Source organism: Bacillota bacterium (genome assembly GCA_029961055.1).
Classification (GTDB): Bacteria; Bacillota; Sulfobacillia; order JAIMAT01; family JAIMAT01; genus JAIMAT01.
Window position 1 is genome coordinate 20,760 of the sequence record JASBVM010000039.1, and the last position, 16,485, is coordinate 37,244.

Annotated in this window: 14 protein-coding genes; 5 read left to right on the top strand and 9 right to left on the bottom strand. The window is 74.4% G+C overall.

Annotated elements, in window-relative coordinates; translation table 11 throughout:
- Window positions 1-68: 68 nt before the first annotated feature.
- On the top strand, window positions 69-2,339 hold the full coding sequence (locus tag QJR14_08875; protein MDI3317712.1) for an S-layer homology domain-containing protein: 2,271 nt from the start codon (window positions 69-71) through the stop codon (window positions 2,337-2,339).
- 4 nt (window positions 2,340-2,343) lie between these two features.
- On the opposite strand, the gene hemG is transcribed toward QJR14_08875, so the two are convergent.
- From hemG to hemE, 3 genes are read right to left on the bottom strand one after another with little or no spacing between them, the layout of a single operon-like run.
- Entirely contained in the window at window positions 2,344-3,903 is a 1,560-nt protein-coding gene (hemG, locus tag QJR14_08880; protein MDI3317713.1) for a protoporphyrinogen oxidase, read from the bottom strand.
- Window positions 3,900-4,865 (bottom strand): ferrochelatase, encoded by a 966-nt coding sequence (hemH, locus tag QJR14_08885; GenBank protein ID MDI3317714.1) that lies wholly within the window; start codon window positions 4,863-4,865, stop codon window positions 3,900-3,902. Before hemH ends, hemG begins: the two co-directional genes overlap by 4 nt.
- The gene (gene hemE / locus QJR14_08890; protein MDI3317715.1) at window positions 4,862-5,980 is read right to left on the bottom strand and encodes a uroporphyrinogen decarboxylase; all 1,119 of its coding nucleotides are present in this window, start codon (window positions 5,978-5,980) and stop codon (window positions 4,862-4,864) included. The genes hemH and hemE overlap by 4 nt, the downstream gene beginning before the upstream one ends.
- Before the next feature lie 158 nt (window positions 5,981-6,138).
- On the opposite strand from hemE, the gene QJR14_08895 reads away from it, so the two are divergent.
- Window positions 6,139-6,801: a dienelactone hydrolase family protein gene (locus QJR14_08895; GenBank protein MDI3317716.1), complete on the top strand. Its 663-nt coding sequence runs from the start codon at window positions 6,139-6,141 to the stop codon at window positions 6,799-6,801.
- On the opposite strand, the gene QJR14_08900 is transcribed toward QJR14_08895, so the two are convergent.
- The 3 genes from QJR14_08900 to QJR14_08910 are packed head-to-tail and all read right to left on the bottom strand — an operon-like array spanning window position 6,776 to window position 8,478.
- Window positions 6,776-7,603 carry an alpha/beta hydrolase gene (locus QJR14_08900; protein ID MDI3317717.1) on the bottom strand — a complete coding sequence of 276 codons (828 nt, stop codon included), beginning with the start codon at window positions 7,601-7,603 and terminating at the stop codon, window positions 6,776-6,778. The genes QJR14_08895 and QJR14_08900 overlap by 26 nt on opposite strands.
- Entirely contained in the window at window positions 7,593-8,132 is a 540-nt protein-coding gene (locus QJR14_08905) for a hypothetical protein (protein MDI3317718.1), read from the bottom strand. Before QJR14_08905 ends, QJR14_08900 begins: the two co-directional genes overlap by 11 nt.
- Before the next feature lie 55 nt (window positions 8,133-8,187).
- Entirely contained in the window at window positions 8,188-8,478 is a 291-nt protein-coding gene (locus tag QJR14_08910; GenBank protein MDI3317719.1) for a MoaD/ThiS family protein, read from the bottom strand.
- Between the two features lie 171 nt (window positions 8,479-8,649).
- On the opposite strand from QJR14_08910, the gene QJR14_08915 reads away from it, so the two are divergent.
- The 3 genes from QJR14_08915 to QJR14_08925 all read left to right on the top strand — a co-directional run bounded on the left by QJR14_08915 (window position 8,650) and on the right by QJR14_08925 (window position 13,808).
- Window positions 8,650-10,476 carry an aldehyde ferredoxin oxidoreductase family protein gene (locus tag QJR14_08915; GenBank protein ID MDI3317720.1) on the top strand — a complete coding sequence of 609 codons (1,827 nt, stop codon included), beginning with the start codon at window positions 8,650-8,652 and terminating at the stop codon, window positions 10,474-10,476.
- A 135-nt stretch (window positions 10,477-10,611) separates the two neighbouring features.
- Window positions 10,612-11,847, top strand: coding sequence for a molybdopterin molybdotransferase MoeA (locus QJR14_08920; protein MDI3317721.1), 1,236 nt, complete (start codon window positions 10,612-10,614; stop codon window positions 11,845-11,847).
- Between the two features lie 41 nt (window positions 11,848-11,888).
- A complete protein-coding gene (locus QJR14_08925) occupies window positions 11,889-13,808 on the top strand; it encodes a molybdopterin biosynthesis protein (protein ID MDI3317722.1) in 1,920 nt (639 codons plus the stop codon).
- 13 nt (window positions 13,809-13,821) lie between these two features.
- Here the strand turns inward: QJR14_08925 and QJR14_08930 are convergent, their stop codons facing one another.
- From QJR14_08930 to QJR14_08940, 3 genes are read right to left on the bottom strand one after another with little or no spacing between them, the layout of a single operon-like run.
- Window positions 13,822-14,646: an ATP-binding cassette domain-containing protein gene (locus tag QJR14_08930; protein MDI3317723.1), complete on the bottom strand. Its 825-nt coding sequence runs from the start codon at window positions 14,644-14,646 to the stop codon at window positions 13,822-13,824.
- Window positions 14,643-15,341 (bottom strand): ABC transporter permease, encoded by a 699-nt coding sequence (locus tag QJR14_08935; protein ID MDI3317724.1) that lies wholly within the window; start codon window positions 15,339-15,341, stop codon window positions 14,643-14,645. The genes QJR14_08930 and QJR14_08935 overlap by 4 nt, the downstream gene beginning before the upstream one ends.
- A 10-nt stretch (window positions 15,342-15,351) precedes the next feature.
- The gene (locus QJR14_08940; GenBank protein ID MDI3317725.1) at window positions 15,352-16,296 is read right to left on the bottom strand and encodes a substrate-binding domain-containing protein; all 945 of its coding nucleotides are present in this window, start codon (window positions 16,294-16,296) and stop codon (window positions 15,352-15,354) included.
- Between the last annotated feature and the right edge of the window lie 189 nt (window positions 16,297-16,485).

Here is a 16,485-nt window from a genome sequence, read left to right on the forward strand (position 1 = left end):
GACCGTCCCCGCCCGGGCAGGAAGCGCTCCGGCCGGTCCGAAGGCTATGGGGAGGGGGTGGGGACGCCTTGACGTCGCCTGGCAGACCGCTCCCCCCGCGCGAAGGGTCATGGCCGGGCCGGCGGGGGTCGGGGTGGGTCGCCCCCTTCCTCCTGGCGGCACTGCTCCTCGCCCCCTGGTCCGGCATGCCGGGGCGCGTCCAGGCGGCCCGGACCGCGGCGGCCTCCCCGGCCGCCCAGGCGGCAGAGGCTGCTCAGGCCGCGCAGGCCGCTCCGTCGCCCGGCGCCGCGGCCGCCCTGGCGCTCGCCCGCATCAACGTCTACCGGGGGCTGGCGGGCCTTCCGCCCCTCCGGCTCGATCCGGAGCTGGGGCGCGCCGCCCAGGCGCACGCCGACTACTTCCTGCAGAATCTGGCCGACTTCCGGCAGATCACCCTGGCCGTCCACCGGGAGGAGCCGGGGCGGCCGGGGTTCACCGGCGTCGAGCCCTGGGACCGGGCGGCGGCGCAGGGTTACCCCTCGCGGTCGAGCATCGGCGAGGACATGGCCTTCGGCACCGGGGTCCTGGAGGGGGTGGACGGGCTGATGGCAACCGTCTACCACCGCTTCCTCCTGCTCGACCCGTACGCCGCCGACGCCGGGGTGGGGCTGGCCGGCCGGCGCGGCGAGGCGGCCGCGCTGCCGGTGCTGGACCTGGAGACCGGCCGCCGGGGCGACTGGCCCCGGCTGGACCCGGCCACCGCGGTCCTGTATCCGGCGGACGGGCAGTCCGGCGTCCCGGTCGCCTTCGACGGGGAGGTGCCCGACCCGCTGGCCGCCTTCGGCGCCCGACCGCCGACCGGCTACCCGATCACGGTCCAGTTCCCCAGCCTGCTGCTCTCGAGCCTTGAGCTGCGGAGCGCCTCGCTGGTCGACCTCGGCAGCGGCGCCGCCGTCCCCTTCTGGGCGCTGACGCCGGCCGAGGCCGCCTCGGCCGGGCAGAAGGAAGAGCTGGGCCAGGCGGTCGCCCTCCTGCCCAAGGCGCCCCTCCGGCCGGGCGTGCGCTACCAGGTGGCGCTGGACCTGGTTCTCCGCGACGTCTCCGGCAGGGAGGTCCGCCTCCACCGCACCTGGAGCTTCACCACCCAGGCCCGGGCCTACCCGGCGCTCTCCCGCGTGGACGCCCGCTGGTCGCTGGACGGGCGGGGGCGCGTCGGGCGCGTCGAGCTCTCGCTCCCCGCAGGCATCCCGGGGAGCGCGGTGCGCGCCTTCCTGGCGGGGCTGCCGGTGGCGCGGGAGGCGGCCGGCGGCTCCACCTGCGCCTTCCGGGCGCCGGCCGGCGTGACGGCCGGGCCGGCCGATCTCCTGGTCGAGCTGGACGACGGGCAGGGGCTCGTCTGGCCGGACTTCCTGGGAGCGGGCGAGCCGGTGGCGCCGGCGGCGGGGACTCCCCCGGTCCGCGCCGCGCTCAGCGTCGACGGGCGCCCGGCGGGGAGCGCCCAGCGGCTGGCAGGCGGGCTCCTCCGCCTGCCCCTGGACGTGGTGGCGGCCTTCGGCGGCTGGCGCCTGCGGGCGCTGCCCGGCACGGGGGAACGGTGGTTGGAGCCCTCCCAGGGGGGTGCCGGTTACCTGGCCGTCGCCGGCCGTGCCCTCCTCTGGCCGGTCGGGCGGGCCGTCCTGCCCGAGCCGCTGCCGGCGCCGGTGGTCGGCGAAGGCGAGACCGTCTGGATGCCGCTCCAGCCGGGGAGCGCGCCGGCGCGGGAGCTGCTGGGGCCGTCGGCGCGGCTGGTGGTGCGGGGCGACGGGAGCGTGGCGCTGAACCACCTCCTCTACGACACCCGCTCCCATTGGGCGGGGCCGCTGATCGAGGAGCTGGCCCGCCGGGGGGTCGTCGCCGGCTACCCGGACGGCTCCTTCCGGCCCGATCGGCCCGTCAGCCGCGGGGAGGCGCTGGCGCTCCTCGTCCGGGCGCTGGGCCTGAAGCCGGTCCCCCACCCGGGTGAGAGCTGGGTGGCGCAGGCGGGCTTCCTGGGCGCCGCGCTCCAGGAAGGGCTGCTCACCGCGCGCGACGCCGCCGCCTTCGAACCGTCCGCGCCGCTCGACCGGCTCCAGCTGGCCGTCTGGCTGGCGCGCACGCGGGCGCTGGCCCGCTGGCGGCCGGCACCGGCCACCGCCCTCCCCTACGCGGACCTGGCAGGGCTGAGCGCGGAGGAGCGCCAGGCCGTCGCCGTCGTCCGGGCAGCGGGCGTCATGTTGGGGGAGCCCGGCGCCCCGGCGCCCCGCTTCGCCCCCGCGCGTCCGCTCAGCCGGGCCGAGGCGGCCGCGGTGGCCTCCCGCCTGCCCGCGCCGGCGGGGCATTGACCGGTCAGGCGGGCCGGCGGACGGCCCCCGACAGCTCCTCGGCCACCCGGCGTGCGGCCGAGATCCCGCTGGCGATGCAGTCGGGCAGGCCGATGCCGCGGTAGCTGGCGCCGGCCAGGGCGAGCGCCGGCCAGGAGGCGAGCCGCTCCTCGATGGCGGCGACGCGCTCCAGGTGGCCCAGGGTGTAGGCGGGGAGCCCCTGGGGCCAGGCGGCGGCACGGACCAGGACCGGCTCGGCGCGGAGCCCGATCATCGCCTCCAGCTCCTGCCGCGTCGCCGCCACCATCTCCGCCTCGGGGCGGAGCGCCATCTCGGGGTTGGCCGCGCCGCCCAGGAAGGCGCGCAGGAGGATCGTCCCGGCCGGGGCACGCCCCCGGAACTTGTTGGAGCTGTAGGTGACCCCGTTGATCCGCCGGCGCTCCACCGCGGGCACGAGGAAGCCGCTCCCGCGGAGCGGCACCCGGAGCTCCTCCAGGCGGTACGCGAGGTTGACCACGGCCAGGGGGACGCTCTCGATCCGCCCGGCCACGGCCGCCAGCCGGGGGTCGAGGTCGCCCAGCAGCCGCGCCACCGCCCCCGCGGGGGTGGCCACCACCACGCCGTCCGCCTCCAGCGCCTCCCCGCCGGCCAGCCGGAGCCGATACCGGCGCCGGCCGCCACCGGCCCGGTCGGCGGCGCCCGCCGCCTCGACGGCCTCCACCCGCTCCACCGGCGCGCCCGTCCGGAGGGGGACACCGGCGGCGCTCAGCGCCGCCACCATGGCGTCGGTCAACGTCTCCATGCCCTCGTCGAAGCTGACGAAGAAGCTCTTCGGGACGGTGACCTCCCTGGCTCCGGCTGCCGCGCCACCGCCACCCTCCCTCGCCGCCGCGGCGGGGGAGGCGGCCGGGATGGCGGGGGCAGCCGGCCGCCGCGCCCTGCGGCGCCGCGCCCAGGCCGCCCGCAGGACGCTGCCCGACTCCCGCTCCATCTCGGCGAGGCGGGGGAAGGTGGCGCGGAGGCTCATGGTCCGGGGCGGCGCCCCGTGGATGCCGGCGATCAGCGGCTCCGCCAGCCGATCCAGCACCTCGCGGCCGAAGCGCCGGCAGACGAACGCCTCCAGGCTCTCGTCGGCATCGTCCCGGCGCGGCGGGAGGACGAGGTCGGCCAGCGCGCGCAGCTTCCCCGGACCGGAGATCAGCCGGGTGGCCAGGAGGGCGCGGAGGTCCGTGGGCACCATCACGTCGAGGCCGGCGGGGATCGGCTCCAGCCGCCCCCGCGACCAGATGGTGGAGCTCTGCCCCGGCTCGGTGGGGATCATCCGCTCCGCGATCCCCACCCGGCGCGCCATCTCCACCACGGCCGGCCGGTAGGTGATGAACGAATCCGGCCCGTACTCGAGGAGGAAGCCGTCCACCCGCTCGCTCCGCACCTTGCCGCCCAGGCGGCCGCTCCCCTCCAGCAGGAGCACCTCCAGGCCGCGGTCGCGGAGTTCCAGGGCGGCACTGAGCCCGGCGACGCCGCCGCCCACCACCGCCACCCGGGGCCGGTCCGGGCGCCGGCTCCCCAGCGGCTCCTCGCTCATCCTCGCTTCCTCTCGCTTTCCGAGGCGGCCCCGACCGCCACCTCGGCGAGGAGGCGGATCAGGCGGGGGGAGTCGTTGAGGCAGGGGACGCGGTGGAAGGCGAGCCCCAGCTCCCGGGCCCGCTCGCGATGGAGCACGTCATTGTCGTAGAGCGTCTCCAGGTGGTCGGCCAGGAAGCCGATGGGGTGGACCACCACCCGGCGGTGGCCCTGGATCCGGAGTTCCTCCAGCACCTGGAGCACGTCCGGCTCCAGCCAGGGCTCCCGGCTCGCCTGCCCGCGGCTCTGGAAGCCCAGTCGCCAGTTGAGCGGGCCCAGCAGGAGGTTGATGCCGCGGACGGTCGCCTCCAGCTGCCGCACGTACGGGTCGCCCGCCTCCACCATGGAGCGCGGCAGGCTGTGGGCGCTGAAGACGACCGGCACGCCGTCCCGCTCCCCTTCCGGCACCTCCTCCAGCGTGGCCGCCAGCCGCTCCGCCAGGGCGCCCAGGTAGAGCGGATGCCGGTGCCATGGTTCCACCCGCCGCGCCTCCATGGCCAGGCCGAGCCGGTCGATCGCCTCCAGGGCGGCGCGCTCGTACTCGTCGATGCTGACCGCCGAGCGGTAGGGCGTCAGGCTGAGCAGGACGAGGCGCCGGACGCCCGCCTCCGCCAGGCGGCGGAGCCCTTCCTCGATCGAGGGGTCGGCGTAGGCCATGCCCACCTCCACCGGCCAGCCGGGTCCGCGCCGCCGGAGCTCCGCCTCGAGGAGCTCCCGCTGGCGGCGGGTGACCGCCGGCAGGGGCGAGCCGCCGAAGCGCCGGTAGCGCTCGGTCACCTCCGCCTCCAGCGCCGGCGGCGGCTCCCGGCGGAGCAGCCTGCGCAGGAAGGCGGGCACCTCCTCCGGCCTCTCCGGACCCCCGAAGCCCAGCAAGAGGACGCCCCAGCGCGTTTCCCGGGGAGCGTCTCCGCCCCGCTCGCTCATCTCCATCCCGCCTCCCCCGCCTCCCGCCGGCCCAGCCGGTGGACCGCCTCCACCAGCCAGGCCACGTGCTCGGGCGGCGTCGCCGGGTCGACGCCGTGCCCCAGGTTGAAGACGTGGCCGCGCGGGCCCGCCGCCCGGAGGATGGCGGCCACGCGCGCCTCCAGCACCTCCCGCGGCGCCTCGGCCAGGAGGAGCGGGTCCAGGTTGCCCTGGACCGGCCGCGCCGGGCCCAGCCGGCGCCGCGCCCAGTCCAGCTCCAGCCGCCAGTCGAGGCCGATCACGTCGCCCCCCGCCTCCGCGGCCAGGTCGAGCAGCCCCGCGCTGGGCGTGAGGAAGTGGATGAGCGGCACCCTCTCCCCCTCCGGCGTCCGCATCTGCGCCACCGCATCGGCGATCCGGCGCGTCCACGGGAGGACGGCCTGCCGGTAGTCCTCCGGCGCCAGCGTCCCCGCCCAGGAGTCGAAGAGCTGGAGCGCCTGCGCACCCGCCTCCACCTGGGCCGCCAGGTAGTCGACGGTGACCGCGGTCAGCCGGTCCATCAGCACCGCCCAGAGCTCGGGCTCCTGCCAGAGGAGCGCCTTGGTCCGCCGGAAGTCGCGGGAGCCGCCGCCCTCCACCGCATAGCTGGCCAGGGTGAAGGGGCCGCCGGCGAAGCCGATCAGGGGGACCGGTCCCCCCTCCGCCTCGCTCCGCCCCGCCAGCGCCGCACGGACGGTCCGCGCCGCCTCCAGCACGTAGGCGAGCGCCTCCCGCGCCGGCGGCGCGCCCAGGCGCTCCACGTCCCGCCGTTCCCGGACCGGGCGGTCGAGGAGCGGTCCCTTGCCCGGCTCGTAGCGGAGGCCGAGCCCCATCGCCTCGAGGGGAAGCAGGATGTCGGCGAAGAGGATGGCGGCGTCGAGCGGGAAGCGCCGGAGCGGCTGGAGCGTCACCTCCGCCGCCAGCTCGGGCGTCTTCACCAGGGTGAGGAAGCCGTGCCTCTCCTGGAGCGCCCGGTACTCGGGGAGGTAGCGGCCCGCCTGGCGCATCAGCCAGATCGGCGTCGTCTCCACCGGCTCGCCCCGGCAGGCGCGAAGGAGGCGAGAGACGCCCGTCCGTGATCGCTCCGTCCCCCTCACCTCCTCCTCACCTCTGCGCGCGTCGAAAATCCGCGCAACATCCTACCACCGGCCGGGAGGCTCCGGGTCGAGCGCGCGGCGTATCATGGAGGCGACGTCGGAAGGCGGCGGGCCGTGGACTCACCGCAGGTGAGCGGCCTGCCGGAAAGGGTGCGACGATGGCGGTGGAACAGCTCTTCTGGCGCGCCAGCGAGCCGCCTTCCCCCGGCGACCGCAGCCCGCTCCTGCTTCTCTTCCACGGCTACGGGAGCAACGAGGGGGATCTGCTGGCGCTGGCGCCGCTGTTGCCCGGCTTTCGCCTCGTCTCCGCCCGCGGCCCCCTGGAGCTGGGCCCGGGCGCCTACGCCTGGTTCGACCTCGGGGGTCCGACGCTGGAGATCGACCCGGGCAGCTTCCTGGAGAGCCTGCAGCGGGCGGAGGCGCTGCTCGACGACCTCTCCGCCCGCTATGCCTGCGAACCGCACCGCCTGGTGGTGGGCGGCTTCAGCCAGGGCGCCATGCTGGCGGCGGCACTCGCCTTGCGGCAGCCCGCCCGGGTGGGCGCGCTCCTGATGATGAGCGGCCGGCTGCCACCCGAGAGCCTCGTCCGGCCCGCCGACGCCGGCGGTACCGGCCGGCCCCTGGCCGGCCTGGAGGCGATGATCACGCACGGGCGTGCCGACCCGCTCATCCCGCCCGCCGACGCCGAGGCGGCGCGCGACCGGCTGCAGGCGCTGGGCGCGCACGTGACGCTCCGGCTGTACGAGATGGGCCACCAGCTGAGCGGGGAGGCGGCCGAGGCGGTGAGCGCCTGGCTCAGGACGCTCCGGGAGATGGCCTGAGCGCCGCCAGGATCGCCTCCGCGCAGGCCTCCGGCGCCTCCAGCAGGACGAAGTGGCCGGCACCGGGCACCCGCTCGAGCCGGGCACCGGGGATCCGACTTGCCAGGAACTCGCCGTACCGCGGCGGCGTCAGGGGATCCGCCTCGCCGTGGATCACCAGGGTGGGCAGGCGGATGGCGCCGACCGCCTCGCGGCGGTCGAAGCGGTCGCAGGCGAGGAAGTCGGCCAGGGCGACGGGGAGCGCGACCTCCTCCGGATCCGCTTCCTCCGCTCGCCCGGGTCCCTCCGCTCCCCCCGGTCCCTCTCCGGACGGGGCGCGGAGAAGCGGCGGCAGGCTTCCCGCCTCCATTTGCTCCAGGAAGGCCGGGGCCACCCGCAGTCGCGCCCCGGTCGCCACCAGGACCAGGCCGGCCAGGCGTTCCGGGAACGCCAGCGCCGCCTCCTGGGCGATGGCGCCGCCCATGGAATGGCCGGCGAGCCAGGGCCGCCCGAGACCGGGCCAGGAGGCGGCCAGGGCGTCGAGCAGCCGGCCGAGCCAGGCGGCGTAGGCCGGGATGCTCACCTCGCCCGTCCGCGCGGCGCTGCCGCCGTGGCCCGGCAGGTCGGGCGCAAGCGCCAGAAGCCTCTCCCGCGCCAGCAGCCGGAGCAGCGGCAGCCAGTGGCGCGCGCCGCCTCCCGCGCCGTGGACCGCCAGGAGCCAGGGCCGGCCGGCGGCCTGATCCGCCGGCTCCCCGGTGGCCCAGAGGCGGACGGGCAGGCCGTCGACCACGAGCCGGAGCCGCCGTACGAGTTCAGAAGCCATCCGACCCCTCCCCCTCCCCGTCCTCCCCCGGGGCGCCCTCCCGGATCGGGTGAAGAGCGGCCGCCGGCAGCTCGAGGAGCAGCCGGCTCCCGCGACCGGCGCCCAGCGCGGGCAGCGAGCCGGCGCCGGCGTCGGCCACCAGCGGCACGCCGGCGTCCAGGTGAACCCCGTCGAAGGCACCCCACGCCACGACGCGCTCGACGCGCGCCCAGACCCTGTTCTCGCCCGGCGGTCCCGCCACCTCCCCCGCCTCCCCCAGGATCCGGACCCGCTCCGGCCGGATGCCGACGGTCACCGGCAGCCCCGGTCTCCACCCGTCTTCCCTTGCGGCTTCCGAGGCCGTCCCGGGCCGTCGCTCCGGGAGCTCCACCGCCCGCACGCCGAGCGGAAGGCGGACCCACAGCCGCCGCTCGCCGCCGGCCACCGCCTCCACCCGGCCCCCGCTCAGCAAGAGCTCGTAGATCTTGACCGGCGCCGTCTCCGGGCCCGGTCGGGGCAGAGCGTGGAGACGGCGCGGCGCCCGCTGCAAGTCGTCACGGAACGGCGGGTAGCACCCCGAAGAGGGTCGATCTCGCAGCCCGGCCTCAGCCTCCGGCGATCGGCGGGAAGAGGGAGATGGCGTCGTCGGCTTCCAGGACGGTCTCGAGGCCACCCTGCCAGCGCACCTCGCGGCCGTTCCGGAAGATGTGGACGAAGGGCCGCACCTCGCCCCGCTCGTCGAGGATCTCTCCGCGCAGAGCCGGATGTCCCTCGAAGAGCCTCTCCAGGGCGAAGCGCACCGTGGCCCGGTCCGGAACCTCCAGGGTCTCCGACGACGTGCCCGCGACCTGCCGCAGGTTGGCGTAGAGCCGTACCGCGATCTTCACCCAGGTCACCTCCCACGGGGGGGCCGGCCGCGGTCCCCTCGGCCATGGCCGCGTGCGTTTTTTCATAACTTTCCAATGTTGACGGTCCGTGCAAGCGACTTTTATTGTAATCGTACCGCGGCAGATGTCCCGCTCGGCACCGGAAGTCCGCGGCACCGTCCAACGAGCGGAGGCGATCGCATGCTGGGTGGCTACGCGAACCGGATAGCCTGGATCGACCTGACCAGCGGAGACATCGAGTACAGGCCCGTGGACGAGCGCCTGGCCCGCACCTACATCGGCGGTCGGGGGCTGGGCGTCCGCTTCGTCCTGGACAACGGGCCCCACGTCGAACCCCTCTCTCCGGAGAACATCCTCTGCCTCATGAACGGTCCCATCTCCGGAACGCTCGTCAACATGAGCGGCAGAATGGCCGTGGTGACCCGCTCGCCTCTGACCGGTACCGTGACCGACTCCCACATCGGCGGCTGGACCGCGGCGCGCCTCAAGTGGGCCGGCTTCGACGGCCTGGTCTTCCGCGGGCGCGCCGATCACCCGGTCTACGCCTACGTCGAAGACGGTCGCGTGCAGCTGATGGACGCCACCCCGTACTGGGGGAAGGGCATCCACGAGACCATCGCGGCGCTCCGGGAGCGTCACGGGGAGCGCGACGTCAGCGTGCTGGCCATCGGCCCGGCGGGCGAGAACCAGGTCCGCTTCGCCGCCATGATCAACGAGAACGATCGCGCCGCGGGCCGCGGCGGCACGGGTGCGGTGGCGGGGTCCAAGGGCCTGAAGGCCGTGGTGATCAAGGCGCCGAGCCGTCTGCCCAAACCCGCGGATCCCGAGGCCTTCAGCGTTGCCCACGACGAGGCGCTGCGGCAGATCAACGAGAGCCCGATCACGGGTCCGCGCAAGGGTGGGCTCTCCGTCTACGGGACCAACGTGCTGATGAACATCACCAACGTCGCCGGCGCCCTGCCGGTCCGGAACGGCCAGACGACCACCATGGCCACGGCCGAGCTGACCTCCGGCGAATGGGTGCGCGAGCACATCCTGGTCGGCGAACCCACCTGCCACGCCTGCCCGGTGGCCTGCAAGAAGGAGGTCGAGATCAAGGCAGGCCGCTTCAAGGTCCGGGGCGAGTCCTTCGAATACGAGTCCTCCTGGGCGCTGGGCGCCAACTGCGGCAACGACGACGCCGCGTCCATCGCCTACATGATCGCCCTCTGCAACGACCTGGGGATGGACACCATCGAGACGGGCAATGCGCTCTCCATGAGCATGGAGGCGACCGAGCGCGGCCTGCTCCAGGGCGAGAGGGCGCTCGCCTGGGGCGACACGGAGGGCATGGTGCGCACCATCGAGGCCATTGCCCACCGGCACCCGGGGCTGGGCGAGCTTCTCGCCGACGGCCCCGCGCGGGCGGCGCAGCGCCTGGGCGCTCCCGAGCTCTCGATGAGCGTCAAGGGGCAGTCCATCCCCGCCTACGATCCGCGCGGCATCCAGGGCATGGGCCTGGGCTACGCCACCTCCAACCGGGGAGCGTGCCACCTGCGCGGGTACACGCCGGCCGCCGAGCTGCTCGGCATCCCCGTGGCGACCGATCGGCTGGCCTGGAAAGGCAAGGGGGAGCTGCTCAAGACCTTCCAGGATCTGCACGCCTTCTCCGACTCCATGGACGTCTGCAAGTTCTCGGCCTTCGCCGAGAGCGCGGAGAACTACGCCGCCCAGTTCTCGGCCGTCACGGGCTGGAAGATCACGGCCGAGGACGTGATGCGGATCGGCGAGCGCATCTACAACCTGGAGCGCTACTACAACAACCTCGCCGGCTTCACGGGCGACGACGACACGCTGCCACGGCGCTTCCTCGAGGAGCCGGCGGCGGGCGGCAGCGAGGGCTCGGTCACCCGTCTCTCCGACATGCTGGAGGAGTATTACGCCGCCCGGGGCTGGCAGGACGGCGTCGTGCCCGAATCGAAGCTCCGCGAACTCGGCATCGAACCCGTGCAGAGCGGGGCCGCGTAAACCCGCCCCGGCCGTTCGGGAACCCGCCGGAACGGTCGCCGCTCGCACGCCCAGGAAGCCGCCCCGCCCCGGGGCGGCTTCCTTCCACTCTCGAGTCGCCATGAAAGCGGTCGGCAGGGGAGGGAGGCCAGGGGGATGCAACTTTTCGAGGTCAAGAGCGTGGCGGAGGTGCTCGCGCTCATCGATCGGGAGTTCGGGCCCCTCCAGAGGGAGCCCGAGAACGTTCCGGTCGAGGAGGCGGCGGGTCGCGTGCTGGCGCGCGACCTCTTCGCACCCGGGGACATCCCGGGGTTCGACCGGTCGACCGTCGACGGCTACGCCGTCCGGGCAGGCGAGACGGCGGGCGCCTCGGAGGCTCTTCCCGCCATGCTCACGCTGGCGGGGGCGGTGGTCATGGGCCGGCCGCCCGAACGCCCGCTCGGCCCTGGGCAGGCGGTCTACGTCCCCACGGGCGGCATGCTGCCCGAGGGGGCGGACGCGGTGGTGATGGTCGAGCACGTGGAGGAGCTGGACGACCTCGTGAACGTCCTGCGACCGGTGGCGCCCGGGGAGAACGTCGTCCGCCGCGACGAGGACCTGCGGGCGGGTGAGCTCGTGCTGCCGGCCGGCCACCGCCTCCGGGTGCAGGACCTGGCCGCGCTGGCGGCGAGCGGCCTGGTGGAGGTGCCCGTCCGCCCGCCGCTCCGCGTGGCCATCCTCTCCACCGGCGAGGAGGTGGTGCCGCCCGGCACCTCCCGCCTCCTTCCCGGCCAGGTCCGCGACGTCAACGGCCCCACCCTGGCGGCCGCGGCGCGGGCGGACGGCGCCCGGGTCCAGCCGGGCGGCATCGTACCGGACGACGAAGCCGAGCTGGCGCGGCGGTGCGCCCAGCTTCTCGCCGAGAGCGACGTCCTCCTGCTCTCGGGCGGCAGCTCGGTGGGCGTCAAGGATATGACCGAACGGGTGGTCGCCGGCCTGGGGCAGCCGGGGATCCTGGTCCACGGCGTCGCCCTCCATCCCGGGAAGCCGGCGCTGCTGGCCCGCGTGGGCGAGAAGGCCGTGGCCGGTCTGCCCGGCCACCCGGTCTCCGCGCTGCTCATCTACCATCTCTTCGTGCGTCCCATTCTGGCCCGGCTGGCCGGGGAGCGGCCGGCGCGACCGCGACCGGCCTGGCGCGCCCGCCTGGCCCGGAATCTGGCGTCCCATCCGGGGGAGACCACCTACGTGCGGGTCCGGCTGGAGGAACGGGACGGGGAGCTCTGGGCCGAGCCGGTCTTCGGGAAGTCCGGGCTCGTCGGCCCGCTGGCCCGCGCGGACGGCTTCCTGGCCATCGCTCCCGAGCGGGAGGGGCTCCGCCGGGGGGAGATGGTGGAGGTCTTCGCCCTGGACTGAACCCGGCGGAAGGCCTGCCGGGAGCGAGGGAGGATGGGCGGATGGTCAAGAAGCGCGAGCGGACCCTCTACCTGGAAGACGTGCCGTTGGAGGAGGCGCAGCGGCGCTGGCTCGAGGCGGTCTCCCTGCCCGCCCGGGTCGAGGAGGTGCCGACGGCGGAGGCGGCCGGCCGGGTGACGGCCGCGCCGATCTTCGCCCGTCTCTCTTCGCCGGCCTATCCCTCTTCGGCCATGGACGGCGTCGCCGTGCGCGCGGCCGACACCTTCCCGGCCCGAGAGACCCACCCCGTCCGCCTGCGGCGAGGAAGCCAGTTCGTCGAGGTGGACACCGGCGACCCGCTCCCCGAGGGCTTCGACGCGGTGATCATGGCAGAGGACCTCCACTGGGTCGACCCCGACACGGTGGAGATCCTGGAGCCGGCCCGGGCCTGGCAGCACGTCCGCCCGGTGGGCGAGGACATCGTGGCCGCCGAGCTGCTCCTGCCCGACTCCCATCGCCTGCGACCGGTCGACCTGGGGGCTCTCCTGGCCGGCGGGATCCTCCGCGTGCCCGTCTTCGCCCGTCCGACCGCGGCCATCCTGCCGACCGGCGACGAGCTGGTCGAACCCCGCGAGAGCCTCGAACGCGGGGAGATCGTCGAGTTCAACAGCGCGGTCTTCGCCGCCTTCCTGCGCGAGTGGGGCGCGGAGCCCGTCCGCTTCCCCCCTACGCCCGACGATCCCGAAGCGCTGCGCCGACGGCTGCTCGAGGCGGTCGACCGCTTCGACCTGGTCCTGCTCAACGCCGGCTCGTCGGCGGGCTCCGAGGATTACGCGGAGGAAGTGGTGCGGGAGCTGGGGGAGCTCCTGGTCCATGGCGTGGCGACGCGCCCGGGCAAGCCGGTGCTCCTCGGGCGCGTGCGGGGGAAGCCGGTGGTCGGACTTCCCGGCTATCCCGTCTCCGCCTACCTGGCCCTGGAATGGTTCGTCCAGCCGCTGATCGCCCGCACCCTCGGCCAGCCCGTCCCGCGCCGGCCGAAGGTGAAGGCGGTGGCCGGGCGGCGCATCGTCTCCCCCATGGGGACGCGCGACTTCGTCCGCGTCACCGTCGGCTCGATCGGCGGGCGCCTGATCGCGCAGCCGCTCTCCCGCGAAGCGGGGGTGACCATGTCGCTGGTCCGCGCGGACGGCCTCCTCGTCATCCCGCCCGAGAGCCAGGGCTACGAGCAGGGCGAGGAGGTGGAGGTGGAGCTCCTGCGCGATCTGGCGGAGGTGGAGCAGAACATCGTCGTCACCGGCAGCCACGACATGGCCATCGACCTGCTGGCCAGCGAACTGCGCCGGATCGATCCCTGGCTGCGTATCGCCTCCTCCCATGCAGGCTCCATGGGCGCCCTCTTCGCCCTCCGCCGGCGGGAGGCCCACTTCGGGGGACTCCACCTCCTCGACCCGGAGAGCGGCGAGTACAACGTCCCTTACGTGCGCAAGTACCTGGCAGGGGTGCCCCTGGTGCTGGTCCACCTCACCTACCGCAGCCAGGGCTGGATCGTCGCCCCCGGCAACCCGCTGGGCATCCGCGGCGCGGAGGACCTGGCCCGGCCCGGCGTCCGCTTCGTCAACCGCCAGCGGGGCGCCGGCACCCGCCTCCTCCTCGACCAGATGCTGGCCCGGGCCGGTATCGAGCCCTCCGGCATCCAGGGGTACGAGCGTGAGGAGACCACCCATCTGGGCGTGGCGGCCGCCGTCGCCGCCGGAGCGGCCGACGTGGGTCTCGGCGTCCTGTCGGCGGCGAAGGCGATGGGACTCGACTTCGTCCCGGTCGCCGAGGAGCGCTACGACCTCTGCTTCGCCCGGGACTTCTACGAGAGCCCGCGCGGACAGCTGGTCCGGAACGTCATCGCCTCGCCGGCCTTCCGCCAGCGGGTCGAGTCGCTGGGCGGCTATGACTGCCGCGACGCGGGCACGGTCTGGTACGAGCAGTGACCTCTCCGGCGGATCACCCGGGAGGCGGGGCGCCCGCGGCGGCAGGGGCGCCCTGCCCCACCGCGCGGGCGGCGCTCCCCTGCCGGGACCCGTCCGCCAGCGCCTGGACCAGCTCCGCGGCATGCTGCACGAGGTGCTCCACCGTCGGGCCCGCGGGCCGGGTGAAGACCTCGCGCGGCGTCCCCACCTGGACGAGGCGACCGCGGTCGAGGACCGCCACCCGGTCGGCCACCGGCGGGATCTCGGTGAAGTCGTGCGTGACCAGAAGGGCGGTCACGCCGGCACCGTGCAGAAGCGGGCGCAGCTCCCGGATCAGCTTGCCCCGGGTGATCACGTCCAGCGAGGCGAAAGGCTCGTCGAGGAAGAGAAGCCTGGGTTCCACCACCAGGGCCCGCGCCAGGTTCACCCTCTGCGCCTCGCCGCCCGAGAGGTGGCGGGCGGGGCGCTGAGCCAGATGCGCCACGCCGAGACGCTCCAGCCAGCGGACCGCCCGCTCCCGGGCCTCGCGCCGCGGCACCCCGCGCAGCCGCAGGGGCAGGATCACGTTGTCGATCACGCTGCCATCCAGGAGCAGCGGCTGCTGGAAGACGACGGCCATCTGCCTGCGCAGGCCGAGGGCCTCGCGGGGCAGGTCGACCGGTCTCCCGTCCAACCGGTACTCCATCTCCGCCGGCAGCAGGAGGGCCAGGGACTGGAGCAGCGTGGACTTGCCCGCCCCGTTGGGTCCGATCACGGCCAGGATCTCGCCCCGCGCCACCTCCAGGGCCGCCACGTCGAGCACCCGGTGCCCCCCGCGGACCACCCGGAGACCGCGTACGGCGAGCGCAGGCTGGCTCATGCGGCGGCCCTCCTCTGCTGGATCAGCGTCAGGACCAGCGTGACGCCGTAGGCCAGGGCGAGGAGGACCAGGCTCAGCGCCAGCGCCACGTCGAAATCGCCCTTCGAGACCTCCATCACGATGGCCGTCGTGAGCACGCGCGTCTGGCCGAGCACGTTCCCGCCGACCATCATCGACGCCCCCACCTCGGAGACGACGGCGCCGAAGCCCGCGATCACCGCCGCCAGGATGGAGAGGCGGGCTTCCCTGACGAGGAGGGCGTACAGCTGCCAGCGCGAAGCCCCCATGGCGAGGATCTGGAGGCGAAGCCGCGGGTCGAGCTGGCCGACCCCGGCGATGGTGAAGCCCGCCACCACCGGGGTGGCGATCACGGACTGCGCCACCACCATCGCCGCGGGGGTGTACATGAGGTGCAGAGCGCCCAGCGGCCCATAGCGCCAGAGCAGGATGCTCACCCAGAGGCCGACCACCGTCGGCGGCAGCCCCATGCCGGTGTTGATCAGGCTGACCCACAACCGTCGCAGGGGGAGCCGCCCCAGTGCCAGGGCGAGGCCCGTCGGGACCCCCAGGAGCACGCTGACCAGCGTGGCTCCGCCCGAGACCCGGAGCGTCAGCCACGTGATGCGCAGGAGCTCGGGGTCGCCCGCCAGGAGCATGCGGAGCGCCTTGGCCAGACCTTGTCCGATCAGGTCCATCCCTTGCTCTTCAACTGCTTCCGCCGACCGCTTTCTCGCTCTTGCCCGCATCGGGGAAGAAGAGCGGTTGGCCGAACTCTTCGACTCCGAACCGACCGATGACTTTCTGCGTCTCGGGAGCGGTCATGAAGTCGACGAACGCCTTGGCGCCCTCGGCGTTCACCTTGGCGAACCTGGCCGGGTTGACCTGCATCACGTGATAGATGTTGAGGAGCGACGCATCACCTTCGAGAACGATCCCCAGGCGGAGATGCTGCTTGAGGGCCAGGTACGTGGCCCGGTCCGTCAGCGTGTAAGCTCCTTTCTCCGAGGCGATGCCGAGCGTCTGACCCATCCCCGACCCGGATTGCTGGTACCACTTCCCCTCCGGTTGAATGCCCGCCTTCTTCCAGATCGACTTCTCTCTCACATGCGTGCCGGACTCGTCGCCGCGCGAGATAAAGAGCGCCTGGGCCCGGGCGATCTTCCGGAAGGCTTCTGCAGCCGTGGCGGTGCCTTTCACCCCGGCCGGGTCGTCCGGTGGGCCGACAAGGACGAAGTCGTTGTGCATGACCAGCCGCCGGTCGACGGCGACGCCCTTCGAGACCGCGGCCATCTCCGCCTCCGGCGCATGAACCAGCAGCACGTCCGCCTCGCCGCGTTCGCCCATCGCCAGCGCCTGGCCCGTACCCACCGCGACGATGGAGAGCCTGTATCCGGTCTTCTTTTCGAACATGGGTTGCAGGACATCCAGGAGGCCGCTGTCCTGGGTGCTGGTCGTGGTGGCGAGGATCACCCTGGGGTTGGCGGGTTTCGGCGGGCCGGACTGCGCATTCTCTTTCGTTCCGGCTGCACCGCCGGCTGCGCTGGTCCGGCCGGCTCCCGGCGCTCCGCAGGCGGAGAGGGTCAGGATCGCCGTCAACGCCAGCGCCAGCACTGCCGGACGGCGCCCGTGGGCGGCCTGCCTCCGGTTCATGCGCAAACCCTCCTTCGGTCCATGCCGCCGCGGTCCCTGCCAAGGCGGCCCGGCTTCCGGTCGTCACCCCGGCGTCGGGAGGAATCGGCCGCAGGGAACGGTGCTCCAGCTGAAACCGTTGTGCATCATCGTGCAGAACGTAACACGCGGGTTCTTCCGGCATCAAGGGGAGGGAATGAATCCGAATCT